Below are 25384 nucleotides of genomic sequence, written 5' to 3'. Positions count from 1 at the left end.
AGTTCACCTGCTTTCGCTTTCATCGACAAATTGAACAAGCACAAGGGTGATATTATCTTCTCCACCATAGTGATTGGCCTTATCTATTAACGAATTCGCCTTTTCTTCAAGTGATTGCTCATTGGTAACTGTTTCTTCAAGTTCCTGTTCACTCACTTTATTCGTTAAACCGTCCGAGCAAAGCAAAAGTAAATCACTTTCTTCAAAAATGACTGTCGTAATGTCCATTTCCACTTGCATTTCTGTACCTAAGGCTCGTAATAAAACATTTTTCCGTGGATGATTCTCGGCGTCTTCCTTAGAAATCTGGCCTGAACGGACTAATTCGTTAACAAGCGAATGATCTTCAGTGACCTGCTTAAAACCACTTTCATTATACAAATAACATCGGCTGTCCCCGATGTTGGCAATAGTTGAAAATTTATCAGTACAAATGGCTGCAACAATGGTTGTCCCCATGCCTTTGCATTCTGTATTCGCCTCGGCATGTTCAAAAAGCAATTGATTAACCAAGAAAATTTTCTTTCTCAGCCAATCCTCTGCATCATTTGCTGTATCAATCCCGTTGGATTCCTCCCAGCCCTTTTTCAAAAGATCGATCGTCATTGCACTTGCTACATCTCCGGCTCGGTGGCCGCCCATGCCATCTGCAACGATGGCAAGGCGAACGCCTTCCGAATTCTTAAAGATTCCGCCATTATCTTCATTATGCTGGCGGACTTTTCCACGGTCAGTTTTAAATATTGCCCTCATAGGGTCACCTCGTCTCTTCTTTGCGCTCCTTGGCCCGAAGCTGGCCGCAGGCTGCATCAATATCACTGCCTTGTTCCCTTCGGATCGTTACATTAATACCACGCTTTTTCAATGTTTTTTCAAACTCAAAAATTTGGTCCCGAGGTGTACGTACATAGTCGCGTTCCGGTACATAGTTAACCGGAATTAAGTTGACATGGCATTTAATGTCTTTTATTAAATCGGCTAATTCTTCGGCGTGTTTCACTGAATCATTTTCGCCTCCGAATAGACCATATTCAAAACTGACCCGGCGCCCTGTTTTTTCTGTATAGTATTTGATGGCTTCAATCAAGTCTGGCAGTTTATAGGCCTTGTTGATTGGCATCAATTTACTTCTCAATTCTGTATTAGGGGCATGAAGGGAAACCGCAAAATTGATTTGCATGCTCTCTTCAGCAAACTTATAAATTTTTGGAATGATACCACTTGTTGAAACGGTAATATGACGTGCTCCAATGTTTAAGCCTTTTTCATGATTTATATTCTTCAAGAAAGACATCATATTATCATAGTTATCAAACGGTTCACCGATTCCCATGATTACGACTGAGCTAACGCGTTCTTCCACTTCATCAAGTGCCTGTTGTACCTTAACGACCTGGGCAACGATTTCTCCTGATTCAAGGTTTCGTTTTAAGCCGCCAAGAGTTGATGCACAGAATGTACAACCAATCCTACAACCCACCTGTGTTGTAACACAGATAGAGTTTCCATATTCATGGCGCATTAATACCGTTTCAATCGAATATCCATCATGCAGTTCAAATAAAAACTTCATGGTCCCGTCATTTGACGTTTGCTGAATCAATGTTTTTAATGTAGTGAATGTGAACTTTTCTTCCAGTTTATCGCGTAAAGATTTCGAAAGGTTGGACATATCTTCAAAACTAGAAATACGCTTTTTGTAAAGCCAGTCATAAATTTGATCTGCACGGAATGCCTTCTCGCCGTTTTCAACCAGCCATTCTTTAATTTGGTGAAGCTCTAATGAATAAATCGATGGTTTTTCTGGTGTTGTGTCTTTTTTTACTCTTGATGATTTAGTAATCTCTGCCATTTACAGCACCTTCTTTCTAAAACTCGCAATAAAGAATCCATCACTGCTAAAATATTGCGGGAACACTTGCAACGTATGGCCTTCAATAAATGGCTGAACACTTTCAGGCATTCTTGTGGCTAATGTCGTATCACTTTCAAAATCCGGATGGTTTTCCAAAAATGCTGCAGCAACTTTATCATTTTCTTCTTTATCCACCGTACATGTACTATATACTAACCGTCCGCCTTGTTTTACTAGCGGGGCAGCTGATTCCAATAACTGTTTTTGTATACTTGAGAGTTTAATTATATCATCTTTTGTTTTTGTGTACTTTACATCCGGCTTCCGGCGCATAACACCTAATCCTGAACATGGTGCATCTATAAGAATCCGGTCAAACCCTTCTTTATTAAAGTGTTCTTGGACGTTTCTGCTATCAAGGGCCATTGTCTTAATGTTGTTTCTTAGCTTTAGCCGCTCTGCCTGCTCTTTAATGAGTTTAACCTTATGCTCATGAAGATCAAGGGCATATACTTGTCCTGTGGTTAAGCCTTCTGCGATATGAGTTGTCTTACCTCCAGGTGCAGCACAACAATCGAGAACAGCATCATTGTCATTGGCTCCTAACGCATGAGCGACTAGCATCGAACTTTCGTCTTGAATCGATAGATACCCCAATTTATAGCTTTCTGAATGAGCAAGATTTCCCTTATAGCTAATAATTGCTTCTGGAACAACATCACTTGCTTCAACATCATAGCCTTCTTCTGTCAAAATGCTGATTAGTTCACTGCGAGAAATCTGCTTTAAATTAACCCTTCCCGTCTGCAGTGGAGCTGTTAAGTTAATTTCACACATTTCCTTGGTTTTATCATAGCCAAATTGCTCTACCCAACGTTTGACTAGCCAAACAGGATGGCTTACCTCGATTGAGAGGCGCTCAAGGTCATCTTTGATATCATCAAGAGGAGCTACACCATTTCTTTGAATATTACGAAGGACACCATTGACCATTGAAGACGTTCCCTTATGGCCACGCTTTTTCGAGATTTCGACAGCTTCAAAAATAATCGCGTGATCTGGTACTTTATCTAAATAAATCATTTGATAAACGGAGAGCCTAAGTAGGTTGATGACCCAGCTTAGCGTTTTTTTCGGTTGTTTAATAAATGGCTTCAAATAGTAATCCAAAGTCATTTTCCGCTGAATCGTACCGTAGCTTATTTCTGTTAGCAAACCACTATCCACACCGGATAACTGGTGCTTTTTAATCAAGTTGTTAAGTAAAAGGTTGCTGTAGGATTGGTTTTTTTCTACAGATTCCAAAATATCGAGAGCAATTTCACGTACTCCCTTTTTAGTTTGCTTCATTCTGTTCTCCTAACTTCATGCCTGCTTTAATGAACGACCCGGCTCCGCGCAAGTAATCTTTCGCCGGCATTTTTTTCTTTCCTGAAGGCTGCAGTTCCGTAACTAGTATAGCCGTCTCATTGCCTGTCGAAACGACGAAACCATCGTTACGTACATCAATAATCGTCCCCGGCACTGCCTGATTGTTATGTTCAAGCTTGTTTGCCTGCCAAATTTTTAAAATGGATTCATTTAAGAGTGTATAGGCAACAGGCCATGGATTCAGGCCACGTACATGGTTATAGATGTCTTCCCCTGTTTTCGACCAGTCGATTTTTTCCTCCGACCGCCTAATGTTAGGTGCGAAAGTTGCTTTATCTTCATCTTGCTTAATCGCATTTAACTCATCATTTATAAGCTTTGGCAATGTTTCTGCAAGTAAATCCGAACCGACCTTGCTTAATTTATCATGTAGAGTGCCGACATTGTCTTCTTCTTCTATGGTAACTTCTGCCTGCGTTAATATATCCCCAGCATCAAGTTTCTCGGCCATATACATGATAGTTATTCCTGTCTTTTCTTTCCCCTGTAATATGGAATAATGGATAGGTGCTCCTCCACGTAGTTCAGGAAGCAGGGAGGCATGTACATTAATACATCCGTATTTTGGAGCTTCCAACAATTCATTCGGGAGAATTTGTCCGAAAGCAGCCGTCACCACTAAGTCAGGTTTCAATGCAATGATTTTTTCTAGATCTTCTTTTTCACGGATTTTTTCGGGTTGATAAACGGGAATTCCCTGTTTTTCAGCCTCAACCTTAACAGGCGGAGGTGTTAGCACCTTTTTGCGACCCACTGGACGGTCAGGCTGTGTAACAACCGCAATCACGTCATAGCCTTCGTCAAGGATTCTTTTAAGTACCGGTACTGAAAAGTCCGGTGTTCCCATAAAAATAATTTTTGTCATTCTTCTTCAAACCTTTCTAACTCTTCTTCCGTAATATAGCGTAAAACCTTACTTGTAAATAACACTCCCTGCAAATGATCTATTTCGTGCTGGAGAGCTCTAGCCAGGAAATCCTCCGCTTCTATTTCGAAAAAGGATCCTTTTCGGTCCTGTGCCCGCACCTTGACGCGGTAAGGGCGCGATACTTCCCCGTATATACTTGGAAAACTCAAACAGCCTTCAACGGCTTTCTGTTCGCCTTCCACTTCTAGCACTTCTGGATTAATCAGTTCGATTACACCAGATCCTTCATCTATTTCAACGACCGCGACTTGCTTTTTCACGCCAACCTGAGGTGCAGCAAGGCCAACGCCATCAGCTTCAACCATCGTTTCGTACATGTTATTTAACAGCTTAGCCAATTTTTTATCAAAACTTGTTATTTTATCGCATTTTTGTTGTAAAATTTTTTCAGGAAACAAGACAATCGGTAAAATAGCCAAAATTAAAGGTACCCTCCTAAATATAAAAACCAAAACTTAACTATATAAAAACGCAAGCTAGAACAGCTCGCGGTAATCATCCAATGTTAAAACAATTACATCATAATCTGCGGATTTAAATCTATTGAAATCTGCAGATGATTTTGGGCCGTTTCTTTTTGATAATGCTCTAAAAGTGTTCGTAAATGCTGATTAAGATCCGGCTCTCGTTTGTATTTTATCAGACATTGGTATCGATATCTATTGTTGATTCGACTAATGGGCGAAGCAACCGGACCGAGTACGATAGAATCCCGATTCAATCGTGAACTTAAATAATTTGTGATTTTATCCGTGACACTCACTGTTTTCATTAAGTCTTCATGTGAAACAGTTATTAGCACAACATAATAATAGGGAGGGTAATGACTTTGCCTGCGGAGATACATCTCTCGCTCAAAAAAGAAATCATAATCCTGCATAGCTGAAAGCTCGATGCTGTAATGCTCAGGCGTATAGGTTTGAATGACTACCTCTCCTGGGAGTTGGTGACGTCCCGCTCTTCCACTTACTTGTGTCAGCAGTTGGAACGTTTTTTCCGATGAACGGAAATCGGGCAAATGGAGCATTGTGTCAGCTGAAAGGACTCCAACTAAAGTGATATTGGGAAAATCAAGTCCCTTGGCAATCATTTGGGTGCCGAGTAATATATCAGCCTTTCCCTCACCAAAGGCATTCAGCAACCGCTCATGTGAACCTTTTTTACTTGTTGTATCGACATCCATTCGTATTACTCGTGCATCTGGGAGAATTTTTGCAAGTTCTTCCTCCACTTTTTGCGTACCTGTACCGAAGAATCGGATATGTTCACTAGCACATTCAGGACAATCAGAAGGCATTCCTTCCTCAAATCCACAATAATGGCATTTCATTATATCATTAAAGCGATGATAGGTGAGTGAAATGTCACAATTTGGACAGTTGATGACTAATCCACAGCTTCGACACATCACGAAGGAGGAATGTCCTCGTTTATTTAGCATCAACACCGCCTGTTGCCCCTTTTCAAGCCGGTCTTTCAACTTCGTAAAGAGCAGCTCTGAAAACATCGATCGATTTCCCGTCCTTAATTCTTCCCTCATATCAACAATATCCACTGCCGGCAACGCATTTTTATTCATCCGCTGACTAAGAGTCAATAACTGATAGACGTTTTTCTTGGCACGTGCAAAGGATTCAAGAGTCGGAGTGGCACTACCAAGAATGACCGGACATGAATATGATTTCGCTCTTTGAATTGCAACGTCCCTCGCATGATAGCGGGGCGTTTCTTCTTGCTTATAACTGGATTCATGCTCCTCATCAATGATGACTAGGCCCAGGTTTTCAAAAGGCGCAAATACGGCTGAACGGGCCCCTACCACTACTTTTACTTCTTTTCGGTGGATTTTCCGCCATTCATCATATTTTTCGCCCACAGACAAACCACTATGCATGACCGCTACCTGCTCACCAAAGCGTTCCTTAAACCTTTTCACCGTTTGTGGCGTCAAGGAGATTTCGGGAACCAGCATAATGGCTTCCTTACCTTTATCCATGACAGAGGCAATCGCCTGCAAATACACTTCAGTCTTCCCGCTTCCTGTTACACCATATAAAAGGAAAACTTCATGTTCGTCATGTTTTATTTTCTCCTGAATGGGCTTCAAGGCAGCCGCTTGTTCATCCGTTAAAGTAAAGGGATTGGATTTTTCAAACACACGATTTTCATAGGGGTCGCGGTATATTTCCTGATCCAGTTCCACTAAAGCCCCTTTTGATACAAGGGACTTTACCGTGCCGCTTGAGGCATTAACCATTTCAAGCAGTTCCTTAAGCGAGACTGGTTCTGGATGTTCAATAAAGTATTGAAGAAGTTCTTGTTGTTTTTTTGCATTACCGGAAAGTGTAGAAGCCATTTCTTTCAATTCCTCTGGGGAAAGTAACGGTTTAATGATACGGACCGTCTTCTTATTGAGGCGGTTTTTTACATAATACATTAGCTCTAAATTGCCGTTTTGTACTTCTTTTTGAAAAAGGGAGGCATGCTCACCTTCAATCACATCTTTCCAGGATAATGAATCATGTTTTCCGAAAAGCTTTTGAATGAGAGGTGGAAGTTGCTCCTTTTTATCTTCAATGATATTGATCACTTTTTCATATTTTGCTTTCATTGCAGCAGGAAGCATTGCCTGAAGCGCTGAAATTTTAAAACACATGGCCTCTTTGGTCAACCAGTCACCAAGCTTAAGCAATTCATCATTTAGAATTGGCTCCAAATCCATTGGTTCTTTGATATTGCGTAATTTCGCAAAATCACTTTTGGATTTTAATCCGGTCACGAAGCCCTGTACCATTCTCGGGCCAAATGGGACAATGACGCGCATTCCAGGCTTGATGACTTGTTTCCATTTTTCAGGGATGCGATAGTCAAATTCTCGATCTGTTTGTTTTGCAGGTACATCCACAATAACGGATGCAATATCCATAAGACATCATTCCTTTTGCATGCGAGATACTTCTGACAGAATGCTTTTGGCTATATCCGCTTTACTCATTTTAGGAAGGTCGGTAGCACGTCCATCTTTATTGAAAATCGTCACAATATTTGTGTCCGTGCCAAAACCTGCCCCGGCAACGGTAACATTATTAGCAACAATTATATCTGCTTTCTTTTTCGCTAATTTCCCTCTTGCATACTCTTCAACATTATTCGTTTCCGCTGCAAATCCTACCAATATCTGATGGGTTTTATTCTCACCTAGTTCCTTAAGGATATCCTTTGTCCGTTCAAATTCAATCACATTTTCACCCGGCTGCTTTTTCATTTTCTGAGCATGATATAATTTCGGTTTATAGTCTGCCACTGCGGCCGTCATGATCACGACATCACTAGTATTATATTGTTCAAAAACCGCATCATACATATCTGCTGCTGATTCCACATGGATGACCTTGACCTTTGAAGGAGGTGTCAAGCTTACGGGGCCGGTAATCAATGTCACCTCAGCCCCCTGCTCAGCTGCCTGCTCAGCAAGTGCATAGCCCATTTTCCCGCTGGAATGATTCGTCACATAACGAACCGGATCGATTGCTTCACGAGTCGGTCCAGCAGTTATCAAATATTTCGTTCCTTTAAGAGGTTGTAATTTTCTTTCACCGAAATATAGATTGAGGTGTTTTACAATCGTTTCCGGTTCCTCCAATCTACCCTTCCCAACATATCCGCAAGCCAAATACCCTTCACCTGGTTCAATGAATTGATACCCGAACGTACGAAGTGTCTCTATATTTTTTTGGACCGCTGGGTGTGCGTACATATGGACATTCATTGCGGGTGCCACCCAAACAGGAGCCACCGTTGCTAAAATTGTCGTCGTGACCATATCATCTGCGATTCCATTGGCTATCTTGCCAATAACATTTGCCGTAGCTGGAGCCACAAGGATGATATCTGCCCAATCAGCCAGGTCAATGTGGGCAATAACTGAAGAATCTTTTTCATCAAATGTATCAGTATAAACATCATGTCTCGAAAGTGCTTGAAAGGTAAGCGGCGTCACAAATTGACGTGCCGAATCACTCATGATTACTTTAACTTGGGCACCTGCCTGTGTGAGCTTACTGGTCAGGGCAGCAGCCTTATATACAGCAATTCCGCCGGTGACACAAAGAAGAACTTTTTTATCGTTAAGCATGCAAATTTCCCCTAACTATATATTCTATTTTTCTTAATTATGAAGGATTACAGAAGAAATTTCATTTGATATGCGCAGCAACATATGGTTTTTTGCATTATTGTGATGTCTATGCCTGCTTTTTCAATGCTTTCCGTCTGCTTAAGGAGCATTTATAAAAATCAAAACAAACAGGCCTGACACCTTGGCCGCAGGAAGGAAGCAACTTTCAAATGTAACGCATCCTGTTTGCTTTAGGGTGTCAGGCCCGATAGGTCAAGCTTATGTGTTCGCTTAGTTTTCCTCGTAAGAATTATCGTAAGTCAATTTTCCAGAATGAATTTCTTCAAGGGCACGACCAACAGATTTATGAGAAACTGGTTTATTAATGAGGCAATTATCTTTAATTTGCATTTCTCTGGCACGTTTAGCTGCCACTGATACAAGTGAGTATTTTGAATCGATTTTTAGTAATAGGGAATCAATTGATGGATATAACATAGTTTATTCCGCCTCCAACATTTTTTTATATAAAACAGCAACTCTTTCCCGACGGCAATGCTCGGCAATTACAATTGCATTAATTCTAGCACAAGCAGCATCCACATGGTCATTTTCAACGACATAATCATACAGATCCATAAGTTCTATTTCTTCTTTAGCTACTTTCATCCGCCCTTTAATCGCTTCCTCTGTCTCGGTACCGCGTGTTACAATTCGGCTTTCGAGTTCAGTCAAGCTTGGGGGTGCAAGAAAAATGAAAAGCCCTTCAGGAAATTTCTCCCTGACCTGTTTGGCTCCTTGAACTTCGATTTCCAGAAAAACATCTTTTCCAGAGTCGATTGTTTCACGAACATAATCCACAGGTGTTCCATAATAATTGCCGACGAACTCAGCATATTCAAGCAGTTTACCTTCTTCAATTAACGCTTCGAATTCCTCACGTTTTTTAAAGAAATAGTCTACTCCGTCCACTTCACCATGGCGTGGCAGTCGTGTCGTCATCGAAATTGAATATTCAAATGCCGTACCAGGCTGAGAAAAGATCGCCTTCCTTACTGTTCCTTTACCAACACCGGATGGACCGGACAAAACGATTAATAAACCTTTTTCTCTCATATTCTTTTAGTTACCCCTCTTCTACGCTGTCATCTCTATCTTGAAGCCTTGCTGCAACCGTTTCTGGTTGAACCGCTGATAAGATAACATGGTCGCTGTCTGTAATAATAACGGCCCTTGTTCTTCTACCGTATGTAGCATCTATTAAGGATCCGCGATCTCGAGCATCCTGGATAATCCTTTTAATCGGAGCTGATTCAGGACTCACGATGGATACGATCCGGTTTGCGGAAACGATATTCCCAAATCCAATATTAATGAGCTTTATTGACATTTTTGTCCCCCATTCATATTCTATTGTCACCTTGATAGGTTCATCATAAACCGACTACTCGATATTTTGAACCTGTTCCTTTAATTTTTCAAGCAGACTTTTCATTTCAACCACTTCTTTAGTAATGGTCGAATCATTTGCCTTTGATCCAATTGTATTGACTTCTCGATTCATCTCCTGAACAAGGAAGTCAAGTTTTCTACCAATTGGTTCACCATGTGTAAGCGTTTCTGAAAATTGCTGTACATGACTTTCAAGTCTCGTCAGCTCTTCATTTATATCACATTTATCAGCAAAAATGGCCGCTTCTGTCACAATACGGCTATCCTCAATCAATCCTTCTGTCAACTCAGCTAGCTTGATTGCCAACCGTGCTTTATATTTCTCGACAACTGAAGGCGCATAGTTTTTAACCCCCACTACAATCTCACCAAACTTTTTCAGCTGATGTTGCAGATCCTGGGCCAGCTCCTGACCTTCCTGAGTCCGCATTTTTTTCAAGTTTTCCAATGCCCCCGAAACAGCCTCCATGAGTAAGGCTTCCAAATCGGTGGGAACAATCGGTACTTCTTCCGTCACGAAAATTGATTCAAGTTGTAGCATATCCTGTAATGTAACGGAACTTTCCAGGTTGTATTTCCCTTTAACCTTATCCATCAAACTCACATACTGATCAGCAAGATCCCAATCGATCTTGACCTTTTTGGAAACTAGGCTATCACCTTCTACTGTAATGAAGATTTCCACCCGTCCCCTTCTTATGTATTGATTCGCCTTTTTCTTCACTTTTTCTTCCAAAACCAAAAGTTGGCGCGGCATTCGAATCGTATATTCACAAAAACGATGGTTCACCGTCTTGATTTCGGCAAAAATCTTGACCTGTTCGTTTGCTGCTTCTTCTCTTCCATAGCCCGTCATACTGGTAACCATGGCTTCACTTCCTATCAAGCATAATGTAGTAACTTGGCGTTTACATTAATTATATATCAGCTTCAGCACGGACGCTTGAGCTTATAAATAAAAGGCTATAAAAATAAAAAGGTAATAGAGCAAGACTCTACCACCTTAAAGATTATATCATATTTCATTGTGCTTTTCTTGCTAAAAAAGTTCCTGCTAGTAAAAAAGTTGGGATGGACGACATTCCTAATACTAAAAGCCAATCTCTCCCCGAAATCGGAACGGTATGGAATATCGCTTGCAAGGGCTGAACATACATGACGGCGAGCATTAACAAAAGGGAAGACAGCACAGCTCCCACTAAATATAGATTACCAAATGGATTTCTCGAAAAGATTGATCGTTCACTTCTACAATCGAAAACGTGGATTAGTTGAGCAAGAACAAGGGTAGCAAATGCGATCGTTTGTGCATAAGTCAGATTATCAGGGTTCGCTCGATATACCACGTAAAACGCTATCAGAGTTGAAATTCCAATTAGAAAACCACGAGAGATAATTTTCCATCCAAGTCTTCTGCCGAATACACCTTCATTTGCATTTCTAGGATTTCTCTTCATCACATCGTCTTCTGGCGCATCAAGCCCCAAAGCCATCGCAGGAAGACCGTCCGTAACGAGGTTCACGAATAGAATTTGGATCGGAATTAATGGTAAAGGCAAGCCGCATAGCATCGCAAAAAACATAACCAAAATCTCTCCAACATTGGATGCGAGCAAATAACGAATGAACTTTCGGATATTTTCATAGATATTTCTGCCTTCTTTAATGGCTGATTTTATTGTTGCAAAATTATCATCAACCAATATCAAGGAGGAAGCCTCTTTGGCAACATCTGTCCCGGTGATTCCCATAGATATACCAATATCCGCTGATTTTATTGCTGGTGCATCATTGACTCCATCTCCTGTCATCGCTACTACATGTCCTTTATTTTGCAATGCCTTTACGATTTTTAGCTTATGTTCCGGGGAAACGCGAGCAAACACCGAAACACTTTCTACTATTTCCTCAAGCTCTCCGACTTCCATATCTGATAATTGTCTGCCTTCTAGTACGAGGTCTTTCCCTTTTAAAATACCAAGTTCTTTAGCTATCGCCTTTGCGGTTATTACATGGTCACCAGTGATCATGACGGTTTTGATTCCCGCATCACGGCACTCTTTAACCGCCTGCTTCACCTCTGGACGCGGAGGGTCAATCATGCCCTGCAGTCCCATGAAGGTCAAATTGCGCTCAGCTTCTGTTTCATGGAGCAGAATTGTTCCTTTTGAAAGTGGCTTATAACCAACGGCAATCATCCGCAGTGCCTGTGAAGCTAACTCACTCATGTCTTGTTGAACTCTTTCCTTACTTTCCCGATTCAGCGGGCCCGACTTCCCTTCCCATAGAATCGTGTCGCACTGGGCGAGCAATACATCAGGGGCCCCTTTTACGATGACGAAATGATTCTCTTTATCATCCTTCACTATAACGCTCATCATTTTCCGGCCCGAGTCAAATGGAAACTCCTTCACTATCGTGAACCGAGTAGATAAGTATTCCCTTGTCAAACCTGCCTTCATTGCGGCAACCAACATCGCCCCTTCTGTCGGATCTCCGTCAAGGACATATTGTTTTCCTTTCTCGTTTAGTTCAGCTTTGTTACAGAGCAGTCCAAATGTCATCATTTGAAGCAAAGCTTTGTGGTTTTTCGGAGCAACGGAAACTCCACCTAATGAAAACTCCCCAATCGGATTATATCCAGTCCCGCTGACATCCCAGGTTTTACCTCCACTCCAAATTTTAGTCACCGTCATTTTGTTTTGCGTCAGTGTACCTGTTTTATCTGAGCAAATCACTGTTGCGCAACCAAGCGTTTCGACCGCTGGAAGCTTACGTACGATCGCTTTTTGTTTGATCATACGCTGAACGCCTAACGACAAGGCTACAGTCACAATTGCTGGCAATCCTTCCGGAATCGCCGCAACTGCTAAAGAAACGCCTGCTAAAAACATTGTATAGAGATCATGTCCTTGAATGACTCCAGTCAGTACGACGATCACCGTTAATATCAACGCCGTGACGATTAAAATTTTACCTAGCTGCTCTAAACGGCGCTGTAAAGGTGTTTCTTTTGTTTCAGCTGTCTGAAGCAAGTCGGCAATCTTCCCCATCGCAGTATTCATGCCTGTAGCGACAACAATACCGACTCCATTCCCTCTTGTAACCATGGTTCCCATAAAAGCCATATTTTCCTGATCACCGATACCTTCTAACTCATTAATTATCGGATCAGAACATTTAACAGCCGGGAGCGACTCACCGGTAAGTGCCGACTCTTCAATCTCAAGGCTTGAATTATCAACAATCCGTAAATCGGCGCCAATTCTATCCCCGCTCGAAAATTTCAAGATATCCCCCACCACGACTTCTCTAGATGGAATCTTCAGCCAGTGCCCATTCCTAAGAACATGGACTTGTGGTGCTGACATTTCCTTCAGGGCATCCAAGGATTTTTCGGCCTTTCGTTCTTGAAAAAAGCCTAGCACTCCATTCAAAAAAACAATCGCCATGATGGCAATCGCATCGATATATTCACCCAAAATACCGGAGACCAAGGTCGCCGCAAGTAAAACAATGACCATAAAATCTTTAAATTGTGCGAAAAATAAAAGGATGGCTGACTGTTTTTCTCCTTCTTTTAATTCGTTAAAACCATGCTTATGCAGCCTGTCCTTTACTTCATCATCGTCCAAACCGTGTGTAACGTTTGTTTGAAGCGCTCTCTCCATTTCTTGCTTATTCATTTCCTTGAACTCCATCAAGTATCACACATCCCTTTGAATAGAATGAAATAGGCCCCTGTATACAACCAAACAGGCGCTCTAGCTCTGCTCATCCAACACCTGTCCGCATACTAAATACATAAAACAACCTGCTCTTCTTCCATGATTATTCAGGCTCGTCCAAAAAAATGCTATAATTAAACAGAAATGCGAAAGATGAATGAACCTTATCCAAAATTGGACGAACAACTGCGTATAAAAATAGGCCACCTTAAAAGGTAAACTTTGGCTAGTTTAAACTAGGTACATATAAGAATTGATCAATTCAATTTACCTGAACATTTTAAAGCTCGCTTCATCGAGTTTTTCTAAACTTGCAAATGCCATTTTTGCGAGTTAATTATAGGACGAAAAACTCTCTGTAACTAACATCAATTAAAATCAATGGAGTCATAGAAAATCTTATGTAAAGGAAGTAAAAATAGAATGTCATTTGATGGATTATTTACGAAAGCGATGACGGAAGAAATCGCTTCTATACTAAAAGGTGGACGCATCAATAAAGTTCATCAGCCTTATAAAAATGAAGTTATCCTGGTTGTTCGCGCTGGAGGTAAGAACCATAAACTCTTATTATCAGCCCATCCAAGCTATTCAAGAGTACAGTTGACAGAAGAAAGTTATGAAAATCCAAAAGAGCCGCCAATGTTCTGTATGCTGCTTCGAAAGCATCTCGAAGGCTATACGATTGAAGATATTTATCAATATGAACTAGATCGGATGATTATTTTTGAGGTGAAGGGTCGTAACGAGCTTGGTGATGTCTCGCAAAAGCAGTTAATCGTGGAAATCATGGGTCGTCACAGTAATATTGTTTTAGTTGATAAAGAACGGAATATGATATTAGACAGCATTAAGCATGTCTCTTACGCTGTGAACAGCTATCGGGCGATATTACCTGGGCAGGAATACAAAGTGCCCCCCGCACAAGAAAAGCATAACCCCTTTGATGCTACTGAGGATGATATAAGGAAAAATATCGACTTTAATGCGGGAAAACTCGATCGTCAACTTGTTGCCCAATTTTCTGGAGTTTCTCCGTTAGTTGCAAAGGAGGCCGTTTATCGGGCAGGGTTAGCCAACAGTACCACTCTTCCATCGGCCTTTTCAAGTCTTATCAAGGAAATATCGGAACAAAAATATACCGCAACTATAAAACAAGACGGCAGCAAAGATGTGTTTTATATGCTTTCGCTAGAGCACCTGACTGGAAAATACCGAACATTTTCTTCCTTAAGCGAAATGCTCGATCGGTATTACTTTGGAAAGGCAGAGCGAGATCGGGTAAAGCAAAAGAGTCAGGATGTAGACCGTTTCATTGCGAATGAAATTGAAAAGAACTCTAAAAAAATCGGCAAACTCGAACGAACATTAAAGGAAACGGAACGCGGAGAACAATACCAATTGTTCGGTGAACTGCTGACAGCTAACTTATATCAAATGAAAAAAGGCATGAAGGAAATTGAAGTGGTCAATTATTATGATGATGAACAAAGTATGGTCATAATCCCTCTTGACCCATTTAAAAACCCATCTGATAATGCGCAAAAGTACTTCTCTAGATACCAAAAGTCCAAAAATGCAGTCGGTGTCGTACAAGAGCAAATCCAGAAAGCAAAATTGGAATTAGCCTACTTTGAAGCGTTGCATCAGCAACTCCAATCAGCTTCACCTAAAGATATTGAGGAAATACGCGAGGAACTTCAGGAAGAAGGATATATTCGTCAAAAAAAGAAAAAAGGCATGAAAAAGCCTGCCAATGCAAAACCACAACTTGAAACATATTATTCCACAGATGGAGATCTCATTTTTGTCGGGAAAAACAATAAACAAAATGATTATTTAACGAATAAATTTGCACGTCGCGATGAAATTTGGCTTCATACAAAAGATATCCCTGGGTCACATGTTGTGATTAGGAATGAATCACCGAGTAAAGAAACCATAAAAGAAGCAGCAGTTTTAGCAGCCTTCTTCAGTAAAGCAAAGCAATCGAGTTCGGTGCCCGTAGACTTTACACAAGTTCGCCATGTAAAGAAGCCGAATGGCTCGAAGCCCGGCTTTGTCATATATGAACAGCAGCAAACCGTATATATTACACCAGATGCAGATATAGTTATTCGCTTAAAAGAAGCAGAAGCTGTAAAGGATTGATTTAAATACAAAAATATAAGTGTGTCCCAATCTACAAGATTGGGACACACTTTTTTATGCTAAAATCCACGCGGTATCTTCTGGGTTTTCCCGCCATTTTTTCAACTTTTCCAGTTCGCCTTCTGTGATGTAGCCTTTTTCGTTAGCGACTTTGATTAAGGTCGAATAGTCACTTAATGAATAGTTCGTAATGCCTTCAGCAAGGAACTTTTCTTTTCCCTTTTCCAGTTGGTAAGAAAAGATAGAAACGACCCCAAGGACATCACAGCCAGCTTCTTTAAGCGCGTTTACAGCCGTAATTACACTTCCACCGGTTGAAATCAAATCTTCCACAACCACAACTTTTTGTCCTGGAACAGCGCGACCTTCGATTTGATTGCCCTTACCGTGCTCCTTTGCTTTGGAGCGAACATAGCACATTGGTGCATCTAATTTTTCACTCACCCAAGCCGCATGCGGAATGCCAGCCGTTGCAGTACCGGCAATCAATTCAGCCTCAGGGAAATGCTGTTCAATTAATACTTTCAATCCTTCTGCTATTTCCTTGCGAACCTCAGGGTAAGAAAGGGTTAAGCGGTTATCGCAGTATATAGGGGATTTAATTCCAGATGCCCATGTGAATGGATCATTCGGCTGTAGGTACACTGCTTTAATTTCTAATAGGTGTTCGGCTATGGTTTGGTTTAACATGATATTCCCTCCCAGGCTGCTTTCATATCTAAGTATGCTGTTAATGGATCTTTCGCCCCAGTTATCGCTCTACCTACAACGATGGCATCAGCTCCAAAATTTCTTGCCTGTTCAGGCGTGGCAATTCTTTCTTGATCGTGTGTTTGGCCACCTGCATTACGGATACCAGGTGTGACCGTTAAAAATTCCGGGCTAATACGTTCATGAATTGTCTTTACTTCATGCGACGAACAAACAACGCCGTCTAATCCGGCCTGCTGAGTAAGCTTTGCATAATGAAGCACCGAATCCTCTAGAGAGCCGGCAATGTTTTGGTCAAGATTCATTTGTTCCTGTGACGTGCTTGTCAGCTGTGTAACCCCTATACATAACGGACGTTTTTTTCCTGCAGCTGTTCCACTATCTAAACCTTCCAGAGCTGCTTCCATCATATTTCGGCCACCTGCCGCGTGGACATTTACCATGTCAGCGCCTAAAGCTGCCAGACCTGTCATTGCCTTTTTGACTGTGTTCGGAATATCATGAAGCTTTAAGTCTAAAAACACATCGTGGCCTTGTTCTTTTACGTAAGAAATGATTGACGGTCCATTCTGATAAAATAATTCCATCCCCACTTTTACAGCTAGTTTTTCAGATGAAAACTGGTTTAAAAATTGTTCTGTTTGTATAAGGTTGGGAAAATCAAGCGCGATAATTAGCGACTGCTTCATTCTACTTCCAGCTCCTTCCGGTACATTGTGAAATATGATCAAATCCTAGCTCATCCAGCAGATTGGGTAATTCTTCAATGATCGTTGGGCATACAAACGGATCCACGAAGTTAGCGGTTCCCACTGCAACAGCGCTCGCACCTGCGTAGAAAAACTCAATGACATCTTCCGCTGAAGCGATTCCTCCCATTCCAATGATTGGAATCGAAACTTGCTGGCTTACCTCATAAATCATCCGGAGAGCGACTGGTTTAATCGCAGGACCCGATAACCCACCAGTTTTGTTCGATAGAATCGGTCGACCTGTTTTTAAATCCAAACGCATACCGACTAATGTATTAATCATAGTCAGCCCGTCGGCACCGCCATCTTCAACCGCTTTGGCCATTTCCACAATATTGCTGACATTTGGAGAAAGCTTCACATAAACAGGCACAGAGGAGACTTCCTTGACTGCCTTGGTTACCTCTTTGGCAACTTCCGGAACCGTACCAAAAGCGATGCCACCTTCTTTTACATTTGGACAAGAAATATTCAACTCAAGAGCCTTCACATTTCCTACCTTACTGATGTTACTAGCCACTTTTACATAATCAGCTATTTGAGATCCCGCAACGTTAGCGATAATAGGGACATCATACCCACTTAGCCAGTCCAGTTCTTCATTGATGACTTTAGCCAAACCTGGATTTTGTAAACCAATCGCGTTCAGCATTCCCGAAGAAGTTTCCGCAACACGCGGGGTTGGATTACCGAACCGCGGCTCAGGAGTTGTCGCTTTAATCATAATTGCTCCCAGTACATCCAAGTTGAAGAACTGGCTGTATTCACGACCAAATCCAAAGCAACCAGATGCTGGCATGACCGGATTTTTCAGGTGTAATCCTGGTAACTCAACTGAAAGTCTGCTCATAATACCACCTCTCCTGCCCGGAATACGGGTCCGTCACTGCATACTTTTTTGTAACTGAAACCATTCGGATCATCTCCTGTATGACACACGCAGGCAAAACACGCACCAATTCCGCAGCCCATCCTTTCTTCAAGAGACAGGTAAAGTTTTTTTTCACGATATCCCGCTTCCAATGCTTTTAGCATTGGTGTCGGCCCGCAGGAAAAGATTGTCTCAAACTCCGTATCCAACTTGTCAATTACTGTCGTAACAAATCCTTTTGTTCCATACGATCCATCTACTGTGGCAATATAGGTATCACCTAATTTACTAAACTCTTTTTCATAAAAAATGGCAGACTTCGTTTGGAAGCCTAGTACATGTATTACCCTAACTCCTTTAGCAACCAACATCTGCGATAACTGATACAGAGGTGGGACACCAATCCCACCACCAACCAATAGAGCTGTTTCTCCCTTATTTGCTTCATGAACCGGAAAGCCGTTGCCAAGCGGACCGAGGATATCTACACCTTCTGCCTGCTTACACTGTGACAGCAGTGTCGTTCCTTTCCCTTCAGCCCGGTATATCATCGTGAACTGTTTTTCACTACTGTTATAAGAAGAAATCGAAATCGGGCGTCTTAACAAAGGCTCGTTGCCTTCAGTTGTCTTTACGTGTACAAACTGGCCCGGTTGCTTCATTTCTGAAACTAATTCACCTTGTAGGGTAAGTTCAAATATGGATGGAGCCAGTTCTTTATGAGTCAACACCTTCATCGTTTCCTTCTTGATCATGTATAGCTCACCTCACGACTTTTTTCCGTTTTCCCCATGGCTTCTGCCGAAAAGTTCATTGATTCAATTACTCTTAAAATGGCTTCTGCTGTATCCAGGGATGTCAGACATGTCACTCCATTTTCAACAGATTCGCGACGTATTCTAAAACCATCTCGTTCCGGCTGTTTCCCTTTCGTCAAAGTGTTGATGACGAATTGTGCGTCCCCATTTCGGATAACATCCAAAAGGTTTCTTCCCTCTTCACCAATCTTACCAACAACCGCAGTTGGGATACCAGATTGCTCCAACAGGGCGGCGGTTCCGCTTGTGGCAATCAACTTGAAGCCAATATTATGAAAACGTCTTGCCAGCAATAGTGCTTCTTGCTTATCTTTATCCGATATCGTTAACAAGACTGAACCGTGACCTTGAATTTTGAAACCGGAAGCAACAAGACCTTTGTATAAAGCCTTTTCAAGTGTACTGTCTTTCCCCATTACTTCACCAGTCGATTTCATTTCAGGTCCGAGTGAAATGTCCACACCTCTTAATTTTGCAAAGGAGAAGACCGGCACTTTTACAAAGACTCCGCTTTGTTCCGGAACTATACCGGATTGGTAGCCCTGGCTTTCAAGAGAGTGTCCTAATATGACCTTCGTGGCCAAGTTCGCCATCGGCACATTCGTGATCTTACTTAAGAATGGAACCGTGCGGCTAGAACGCGGATTTACTTCAATGACATACACTTCGTCATCACTGATGACATATTGAATATTCAAGAGACCGATAATATTCAAGCCTTTTGCCAATCTAGTCGTGTAATCGATGATCACTTCTTTTTGTTTTTCCGTTAGGCTTTGCGGAGGGTAGACGGCAATCGAATCACCGGAGTGGACGCCTGCGCGCTCGATGTGCTCCATGATTCCAGGAATAACTACCGTTTCGCCATCAGAAATCCCGTCGACTTCGACCTCTTTCCCCGTTAAGTAACGGTCAATCAGGACAGGATGATCCGGATTGATTTTCACCGCATTTTTCATGTAATGCAGCAATTCTTCTTGTTTATAGACGATTTCCATTGCTCTTCCTCCGAGAACATACGAAGGTCTTACTAAAACTGGATAGCCGATATCTTCAGCTATGACGATAGCTTCATTTACAGATGTGGCAGTTTTACCTTTTGGTTGCGGAATTCCTAAATCCTTAAGAGCACTTTCGAATTTATTACGATTCTCCGCACGATCCAAGTCTTCTAGAGAAGTACCTAGGATCTTCACTCCTCTTTCAACAAGACCATCTGCAAGATTGATGGCAGTCTGACCACCAAATTGGACGATAACACCTTCTGGTTTTTCCAAATCGATAACATGCATCACATCTTCAAGTGTTAATGGTTCGAAATAAAGCTTGTCAGATATACTGAAATCCGTCGAAACCGTTTCCGGATTGTTGTTGATGATGATCGCTTCATAGCCTGCCTCTTTGATGGCCCAGACTGAATGAACGGTCGCGTAGTCAAACTCTACCCCCTGTCCAATCCGTATTGGACCCGATCCTAGCACAATGACACTTTTCTTATCTGTAACAATTGATTCATTTTCATCCTCGTATGTTCCGTAAAAATATGGTGTTTCCGATTCAAATTCCGCTGCGCATGTATCGACCATTTTATAAACCGGCACAATTCCTTGTTGTTTCCGATACTCATAAATTTTCTTTTCAGTAACTTCCCATATATCTGCAATCGTTTTATCAGAAAAGCCAAGTTCCTTAGCCTTCTTCAGGACTTCACAATCGAATGAATGTTCACGAAGCTCTTTTTCAAAGTCGATAATCTTTTTCAGCTTATGCAGGAAGAATAAATCGATCTGGCTCCATTCGTGAATGGTTTCGATTGTTTTGCCTCTTCTTAGTGCCTCACCGATATAAAATAACCGCTCATCTCCTGCTTTCCGAATCCTTTTTTCTATTTTTTCATCCTCGAACTCGTCGTTCAACTCGAGATGATAAAGTCCTGCTTCAAGGGAGCGCACAGCTTTTAAAATTGATTCTTCAAATGTACGACCGATTGCCATGACTTCTCCAGTCGCTTTCATTTGTGTACCGAGTCTACGGTTGGCGCTTTCGAACTTATCAAAAGGCCAGCGTGGAATTTTCGTGACTACATAGTCAAGCGCAGGTTCAAAGCTGGCATATGTTTTGCCTGTAACCGGGTTCATCATTTCATCAAGCGTTAAACCAACTGCTATCTTGGCCGCAAGCTTTGCAATCGGATATCCCGTCGCTTTTGAAGCAAGTGCTGACGAACGGCTAACCCTTGGGTTAACTTCGATGACATAATACTGATAGCTGTTTGGATCTAACGCAAGCTGAACATTACATCCGCCTTCAATTTTCAAGGCGCGGATAATCTTCAATGACGTATTTCGAAGCATTTGATACTCTCTGTCACTTAACGTTTGGCTTGGTGCCGCAACAATAGAGTCTCCTGTATGTACTCCTACAGGATCAAAGTTTTCCATATTACAAACGACAATCGCATTGTCATTGGAGTCACGCATTACTTCATATTCCACTTCTTTAAAACCGGCAATACTCTTCTCAAGCAGACATTGATGAACCGGGCTGCTTTTTAGGCCACCTTCAACAATCTCGATTAACTGCTCTTCGTTATCACAAATCCCGCCGCCTGTTCCACCTAGTGTAAAGGCTGGGCGTACGATAACTGGATAGCCGACTCGTTCCACAAACGTATAAGCCTCATCCAAATTATGAATAATATCGCTGTCAGGAACAGGTTCCCCAAGGTCGTTCATCAGGGTTCGGAACAAATCACGGTCTTCTGCTTGTTGGATAGCGGAAAGCTTCGTACCAAGGATCTGCACATTGCATTCTTCCAAAATCCCTGCATCGGCTAGTTCAACAGCCATATTCAAACCCGTTTGTCCTCCTAGAGTCGGAAGCAGAGCATCAGGGCGCTCTTTACGGATGATTTTGCTAACAAATTCCAGAGTAATCGGCTCGATATATACCGCATCCGCCATTTCGCTATCTGTCATGATTGTAGCAGGATTTGAGTTAATTAGGATTACTCGGTAACCCTCTTCCTTTAAGGCAATACATGCTTGAGTTCCTGCATAATCGAACTCAGCAGCCTGGCCGATTACGATTGGACCAGAACCAATTACTAGGATGCTTTTTATATCTGTGCGTTTTGGCATGTTTTTTCCCCCTTCGTAGGTGCAGCTTCAATCATTTGTAAAAATTCATTGAATAAGTAGTTGGCGTCTTCCGGACCAGGTGAAGCCTCCGGGTGATATTGAACTGTGAAAGCCGGATATTTTTTATGGCGTAAGCCTTCAATTGTATCGTCATTTAATGCTGTATGTGTCACAACAAGGTCAGTGTTTTCAATAGAAAGCTCCTCGACTGTATATCCGTGATTTTGAGAAGTGATGGATACTTTTCCAGTACGAAGGTCTTTAACCGGATGGTTTGATCCTCGATGACCAAATTTCAATTTTGCTGTATCTGCACCGTTAGCCAGCGCGAATAACTGATGACCCAGGCAAATTCCAAATAGCGGTACTTCTTTCTGCACTATACGAATCATTTCAAGCGTTTCCTGAACACTTTTCGGGTCTCCAGGGCCGTTTGAAAGCATCACTCCATCTGGATGATATTGCAGCACTTCCTCTGCCGTAACGTTATAAGGTACAACCACAACATCACAACCACGCTTCGTCAACTCGCGTAAAATACCATGCTTCATGCCATAATCAACAAGAACGACTCGGGGGCCTCTTCCAGGACTTGAGTAGGCAGCTTTTGTTGAAACCTGCTTCACTTGATTAGAAGGAATCACCGTTGCTTTTAGCTGGGAAACAATCTCTTCAGCATCTTTATTGATATTGCAGAGCGCTCCTTTAAGTGCACCTGATTTCCTAATGATTCTTGTCAGCTTTCTCGTATCAATTCCACTTATGCCAGGTATGTTCTTCATTTTCAAATATTCATCAAGAGATAATTGGTTGCGCCAGTTGGAAGGAAGATCAGCTGTTTCCTTAACGACGAACCCTGATATCGCTGGATTGATAGATTCAAAGTCATCTCGGTTTATTCCGTAGTTTCCGATTAGCGGGTAAGTTAGCGTAACTATTTGGCCGCAATAGGATGGATCAGATAAAATCTCCTGATATCCTGTCATCCCTGTATTAAAAACAACTTCACCTATTTTTTCTACGTCCCCTCCGAATGCTTCGCCGAGGAATACCGTTCCATCTTCTAAAATAAGCTGTCTTTTCATCCTTGAACACGTCCTTTTTCCCAAGCTGTTTTTCCTTCTGCAATCGTCATAACTGGCCAGCCATAGCATTTCTTTTCATTAAAAGGTGTATTTTTACCTTTTGAAGCAAACTCTTCTTTATTAATTTCTTTTTCAGTATCCAAATCGATTAATACGATATCAGCAGTAGCACCTTCCTTTAGCTGTCCATAAGGAAGTGAGAAACTCTCAGATGGTTTGATGGTCATGAAGTCGACCAATTGCTTTAAGGTGATTACATCCTTTTTGACTAATTCTGTGTAAAGCAGCGGGAAGGCCGTTTCTAGTCCCACAATTCCAAAAGGAGCTAGCTGCATCCCTTGAGCTTTTTCCTCAGCTGTATGCGGAGCATGATCTGTAGCAATAAAGTCGATTGTTCCGTCCAGCAGGCCTTCGATCAATGCGTCACGATCTTCTCTTCCTCTTAAAGGCGGATTCATTTTATAATTCGGATCAAGTCCTGGGATATCATCTTCACACAGCAATAAGTGATGAGGTGTAACTTCCGCTGTGACCCGGATACCGGCGCGTTTGGCATCTCTTACAGTTCTCACCGATTCTTTCGTAGAAATGTGGCAGACATGATAATGGCAGTCCGCTGCTTCCGCAAGCAGGATATCCCTGGCTATATGTACAGCTTCGCATACAGATGGGATTCCATTGATTCCTTGTTCTTTGGAGTATCTTCCTTCATGTACAGAGCCTTTATTGATTAAGCTATTATCTTCACAATGAGCAACAATAGCCATATCTTGAGCGGCAGCCTGTTTCATCGCAGCCAGCATCATTCCGGCTTCTTGGATACCAACGCCGTCGTCTGTAAAGGCGAAAGCCCCAGTTTGTTTTAAAGAAGAAAAGTCAGTCAATTCTTTGCCAGCCTCTCTAATCGTGATGGATGCATAAGGCAGTACACGAACATGTGCTGTTTCTTCAATTTTCCGGTTAAGTGCTTCAAGATTTTCAATTGTATCAGGAACAGGTCTTGTATTAGGCATCGCTGCTACAGTGGTAAAACCGCCTCTTGCTGCTGCAAGCGTTCCAGTTGCTATTGTTTCTTTATGCTCGCCGCCTGGCTCGCGTAAATGGATATGCAGGTCAATAAATCCTGGTGTAATAAGTAACCCTTTGGCATCTATTACCTCACAATTTTCTGTTGCCAGGTTCTCTCCGATTTTCGTGATGATTTTTCCTTCTATTTCAATATCTGCTTTCTTGAATGAATTTTGATTATCTAGCAATACTCCATTTTTGATGACAGTTTTCATGGATGATTCCTCCCTCAAATTGTTCTAGCACATTTTTTAATACGGCCATTCTAATAAACACACCATTTTGCATTTGTTTAAAAATTCTTGAACGGCTACATTCGACTAAATCACTGTCAATTTCAACGCCGCGATTTATTGGTGCAGGATGCATGATGATCGCACCCGGTTTCATATTTTTTTCACGTTGTTTGGTTAAACCGAATCTTTCCAAATAATCCCCATTTGCCTGATTGTATTTTTCATTATGTCTTTCGTGCTGAATCCGAAGTAGCATAACCACATCCGATGTCGCTATCGCTTGATCGATGTCTTCATATCTCCCTAAGCTGTTGTTTCTATCAAACCATTCAGGCGGACCTGAAAATACGACATTCGCTCCTAGACGAGTTAAGGCTTCTGCATTCGATTTTGCCACTCGGCTATGCATTACGTCCCCAATTATTGCAATCTTCAGACCGGTAAAACTATTAAACTCTTGTTTTATCGTCAATAAGTCCAGCAATGACTGCGTTGGATGATTTCCGCAACCATCACCTGCATTGATTATTGGAATGTTGAGTTTTTCTTTTAGTTCATCAAAGTAATTATCCTGTTCATGGCGGATAATTAAGGCATTGACACCGATTGATTCAAACGTTTTTGCTGTGTCATATAAGGTTTCTCCTTTTAAAACGGATGATGTCCCGGCATCAAAAGGAATGACCTCAAGACCTAATTTTCTTTCAGCCATTTCAAAGCTTGATTTCGTACGTGTACTCGGTTCAAAGAATAGATTGGCAACCATGGTCTGCTGTTTAGGATTCCAGCTCGTTCCATTAGCAAACCCCTCTGCTTCTTGTAGAATTTTTTCAATTTCAGTTATGGTCAATTCATTCATCGTCAATAATTTTTTCATTGATCCTGCTCCTTTCACAATTTGTTGTGATGCGGGGTAAAAAAAAACACCCCGCCAATAAGGACAGGGTGTAGGTAATAAAGACTTACAAGAACTAGGACTGGTTTATTTCCCGTTCTCATTTGTCTTTACAGCAACACCCTTTCAAGCCTCTCTGGACTTCT

21 protein-coding genes are annotated in these 25384 nt (G+C 41.8%); 1 reads left to right on the top strand and 20 read right to left on the bottom strand.

All coding sequences use genetic code 11. The features are described 5' to 3' along the window. Positions 1-3 precede the first annotated feature (3 nt). The 12 genes from RE409_RS08510 to RE409_RS08455 all read right to left on the bottom strand — a co-directional run bounded on the left by RE409_RS08510 (position 4) and on the right by RE409_RS08455 (position 13484). Positions 4-753 carry a Stp1/IreP family PP2C-type Ser/Thr phosphatase gene (locus RE409_RS08510; protein WP_201181485.1) on the bottom strand — a complete coding sequence of 250 codons (750 nt, stop codon included), beginning with the start codon at positions 751-753 and terminating at the stop codon, positions 4-6. Positions 754-757: 4 nt separating this feature from the next. Next, a complete protein-coding gene (rlmN, locus tag RE409_RS08505) occupies positions 758-1852 on the bottom strand; it encodes a dual-specificity RNA methyltransferase RlmN (RefSeq protein WP_201181486.1) in 1095 nt (364 codons plus the stop codon). Further along, entirely contained in the window at positions 1853-3205 is a 1353-nt protein-coding gene (gene rsmB / locus RE409_RS08500) for a 16S rRNA (cytosine(967)-C(5))-methyltransferase RsmB (RefSeq protein WP_309558818.1), read from the bottom strand. Next, positions 3192-4151 carry a methionyl-tRNA formyltransferase gene (gene fmt / locus RE409_RS08495; RefSeq protein ID WP_056526637.1) on the bottom strand — a complete coding sequence of 320 codons (960 nt, stop codon included), beginning with the start codon at positions 4149-4151 and terminating at the stop codon, positions 3192-3194. The genes rsmB and fmt overlap by 14 nt, the downstream gene beginning before the upstream one ends. Then, a complete protein-coding gene (gene def, locus RE409_RS08490) occupies positions 4148-4633 on the bottom strand; it encodes a peptide deformylase (RefSeq protein WP_309558817.1) in 486 nt (161 codons plus the stop codon). The genes fmt and def overlap by 4 nt, the downstream gene beginning before the upstream one ends. A 95-nt stretch (positions 4634-4728) precedes the next feature. Next, entirely contained in the window at positions 4729-7140 is a 2412-nt protein-coding gene (gene priA, locus RE409_RS08485; RefSeq protein ID WP_201181489.1) for a primosomal protein N', read from the bottom strand. Between the two features lie 6 nt (positions 7141-7146). Beyond that, positions 7147-8349: a bifunctional phosphopantothenoylcysteine decarboxylase/phosphopantothenate--cysteine ligase CoaBC gene (coaBC, locus tag RE409_RS08480; protein WP_201221457.1), complete on the bottom strand. Its 1203-nt coding sequence runs from the start codon at positions 8347-8349 to the stop codon at positions 7147-7149. 273 nt (positions 8350-8622) lie between these two features. Next, on the bottom strand, positions 8623-8829 hold the full coding sequence (gene rpoZ / locus RE409_RS08475; RefSeq protein WP_056526628.1) for a DNA-directed RNA polymerase subunit omega: 207 nt from the start codon (positions 8827-8829) through the stop codon (positions 8623-8625). Between the two features lie 3 nt (positions 8830-8832). Then, positions 8833-9447 carry a guanylate kinase gene (gene gmk, locus RE409_RS08470; RefSeq protein ID WP_034313809.1) on the bottom strand — a complete coding sequence of 205 codons (615 nt, stop codon included), beginning with the start codon at positions 9445-9447 and terminating at the stop codon, positions 8833-8835. A 10-nt stretch (positions 9448-9457) separates the two neighbouring features. Then, positions 9458-9721 carry an extracellular matrix/biofilm regulator RemA gene (gene remA, locus RE409_RS08465; RefSeq protein ID WP_034313813.1) on the bottom strand — a complete coding sequence of 88 codons (264 nt, stop codon included), beginning with the start codon at positions 9719-9721 and terminating at the stop codon, positions 9458-9460. Positions 9722-9775: 54 nt separating this feature from the next. Beyond that, positions 9776-10651 carry a YicC/YloC family endoribonuclease gene (locus RE409_RS08460; RefSeq protein WP_053345269.1) on the bottom strand — a complete coding sequence of 292 codons (876 nt, stop codon included), beginning with the start codon at positions 10649-10651 and terminating at the stop codon, positions 9776-9778. Between the two features lie 154 nt (positions 10652-10805). Beyond that, positions 10806-13484, bottom strand: a complete 2679-nt coding sequence (locus RE409_RS08455) for a calcium-translocating P-type ATPase, SERCA-type (protein ID WP_201224987.1) — start codon at positions 13482-13484, stop codon at positions 10806-10808. Between the two features lie 450 nt (positions 13485-13934). On the opposite strand from RE409_RS08455, the gene RE409_RS08450 reads away from it, so the two are divergent. Beyond that, a complete protein-coding gene (locus tag RE409_RS08450; RefSeq protein WP_309558816.1) occupies positions 13935-15662 on the top strand; it encodes an Rqc2 family fibronectin-binding protein in 1728 nt (575 codons plus the stop codon). 54 nt (positions 15663-15716) lie between these two features. Here the strand turns inward: RE409_RS08450 and pyrE are convergent, their stop codons facing one another. The 8 genes from pyrE to RE409_RS08410 are packed head-to-tail and all read right to left on the bottom strand — an operon-like array spanning position 15717 to position 25220. Beyond that, positions 15717-16352, bottom strand: a complete 636-nt coding sequence (gene pyrE / locus RE409_RS08445) for an orotate phosphoribosyltransferase (protein ID WP_116821766.1) — start codon at positions 16350-16352, stop codon at positions 15717-15719. After that, positions 16346-17062: an orotidine-5'-phosphate decarboxylase gene (pyrF, locus tag RE409_RS08440; RefSeq protein ID WP_053345266.1), complete on the bottom strand. Its 717-nt coding sequence runs from the start codon at positions 17060-17062 to the stop codon at positions 16346-16348. The genes pyrE and pyrF overlap by 7 nt, the downstream gene beginning before the upstream one ends. A gap of 1 nt (position 17063) precedes the next feature. Further along, a complete protein-coding gene (locus tag RE409_RS08435; RefSeq protein WP_201254405.1) occupies positions 17064-17975 on the bottom strand; it encodes a dihydroorotate dehydrogenase in 912 nt (303 codons plus the stop codon). Beyond that, on the bottom strand, positions 17972-18751 hold the full coding sequence (locus RE409_RS08430; RefSeq protein ID WP_053345264.1) for a dihydroorotate dehydrogenase electron transfer subunit: 780 nt from the start codon (positions 18749-18751) through the stop codon (positions 17972-17974). The genes RE409_RS08435 and RE409_RS08430 overlap by 4 nt, the downstream gene beginning before the upstream one ends. Continuing rightward, positions 18748-21954, bottom strand: coding sequence for a carbamoyl-phosphate synthase large subunit (gene carB / locus RE409_RS08425; protein ID WP_309558815.1), 3207 nt, complete (start codon positions 21952-21954; stop codon positions 18748-18750). Before carB ends, RE409_RS08430 begins: the two co-directional genes overlap by 4 nt. Beyond that, a complete protein-coding gene (locus tag RE409_RS08420; RefSeq protein WP_098175394.1) occupies positions 21933-23039 on the bottom strand; it encodes a carbamoyl phosphate synthase small subunit in 1107 nt (368 codons plus the stop codon). Before RE409_RS08420 ends, carB begins: the two co-directional genes overlap by 22 nt. After that, positions 23036-24322 (bottom strand): dihydroorotase, encoded by a 1287-nt coding sequence (locus tag RE409_RS08415; protein WP_056526604.1) that lies wholly within the window; start codon positions 24320-24322, stop codon positions 23036-23038. The genes RE409_RS08420 and RE409_RS08415 overlap by 4 nt, the downstream gene beginning before the upstream one ends. Further along, positions 24285-25220 (bottom strand): aspartate carbamoyltransferase catalytic subunit, encoded by a 936-nt coding sequence (locus RE409_RS08410; RefSeq protein WP_098175396.1) that lies wholly within the window; start codon positions 25218-25220, stop codon positions 24285-24287. The genes RE409_RS08415 and RE409_RS08410 overlap by 38 nt, the downstream gene beginning before the upstream one ends. Positions 25221-25384 lie beyond the last annotated feature (164 nt).

The sequence above is a fragment of the Peribacillus sp. R9-11 genome, assembly GCF_031345095.1.
Taxonomy (GTDB): Bacteria; Bacillota; Bacilli; order Bacillales; family DSM-1321; genus Peribacillus; species Peribacillus butanolivorans.
This window is presented reverse-complemented; position numbering and strand designations above follow the sequence as displayed.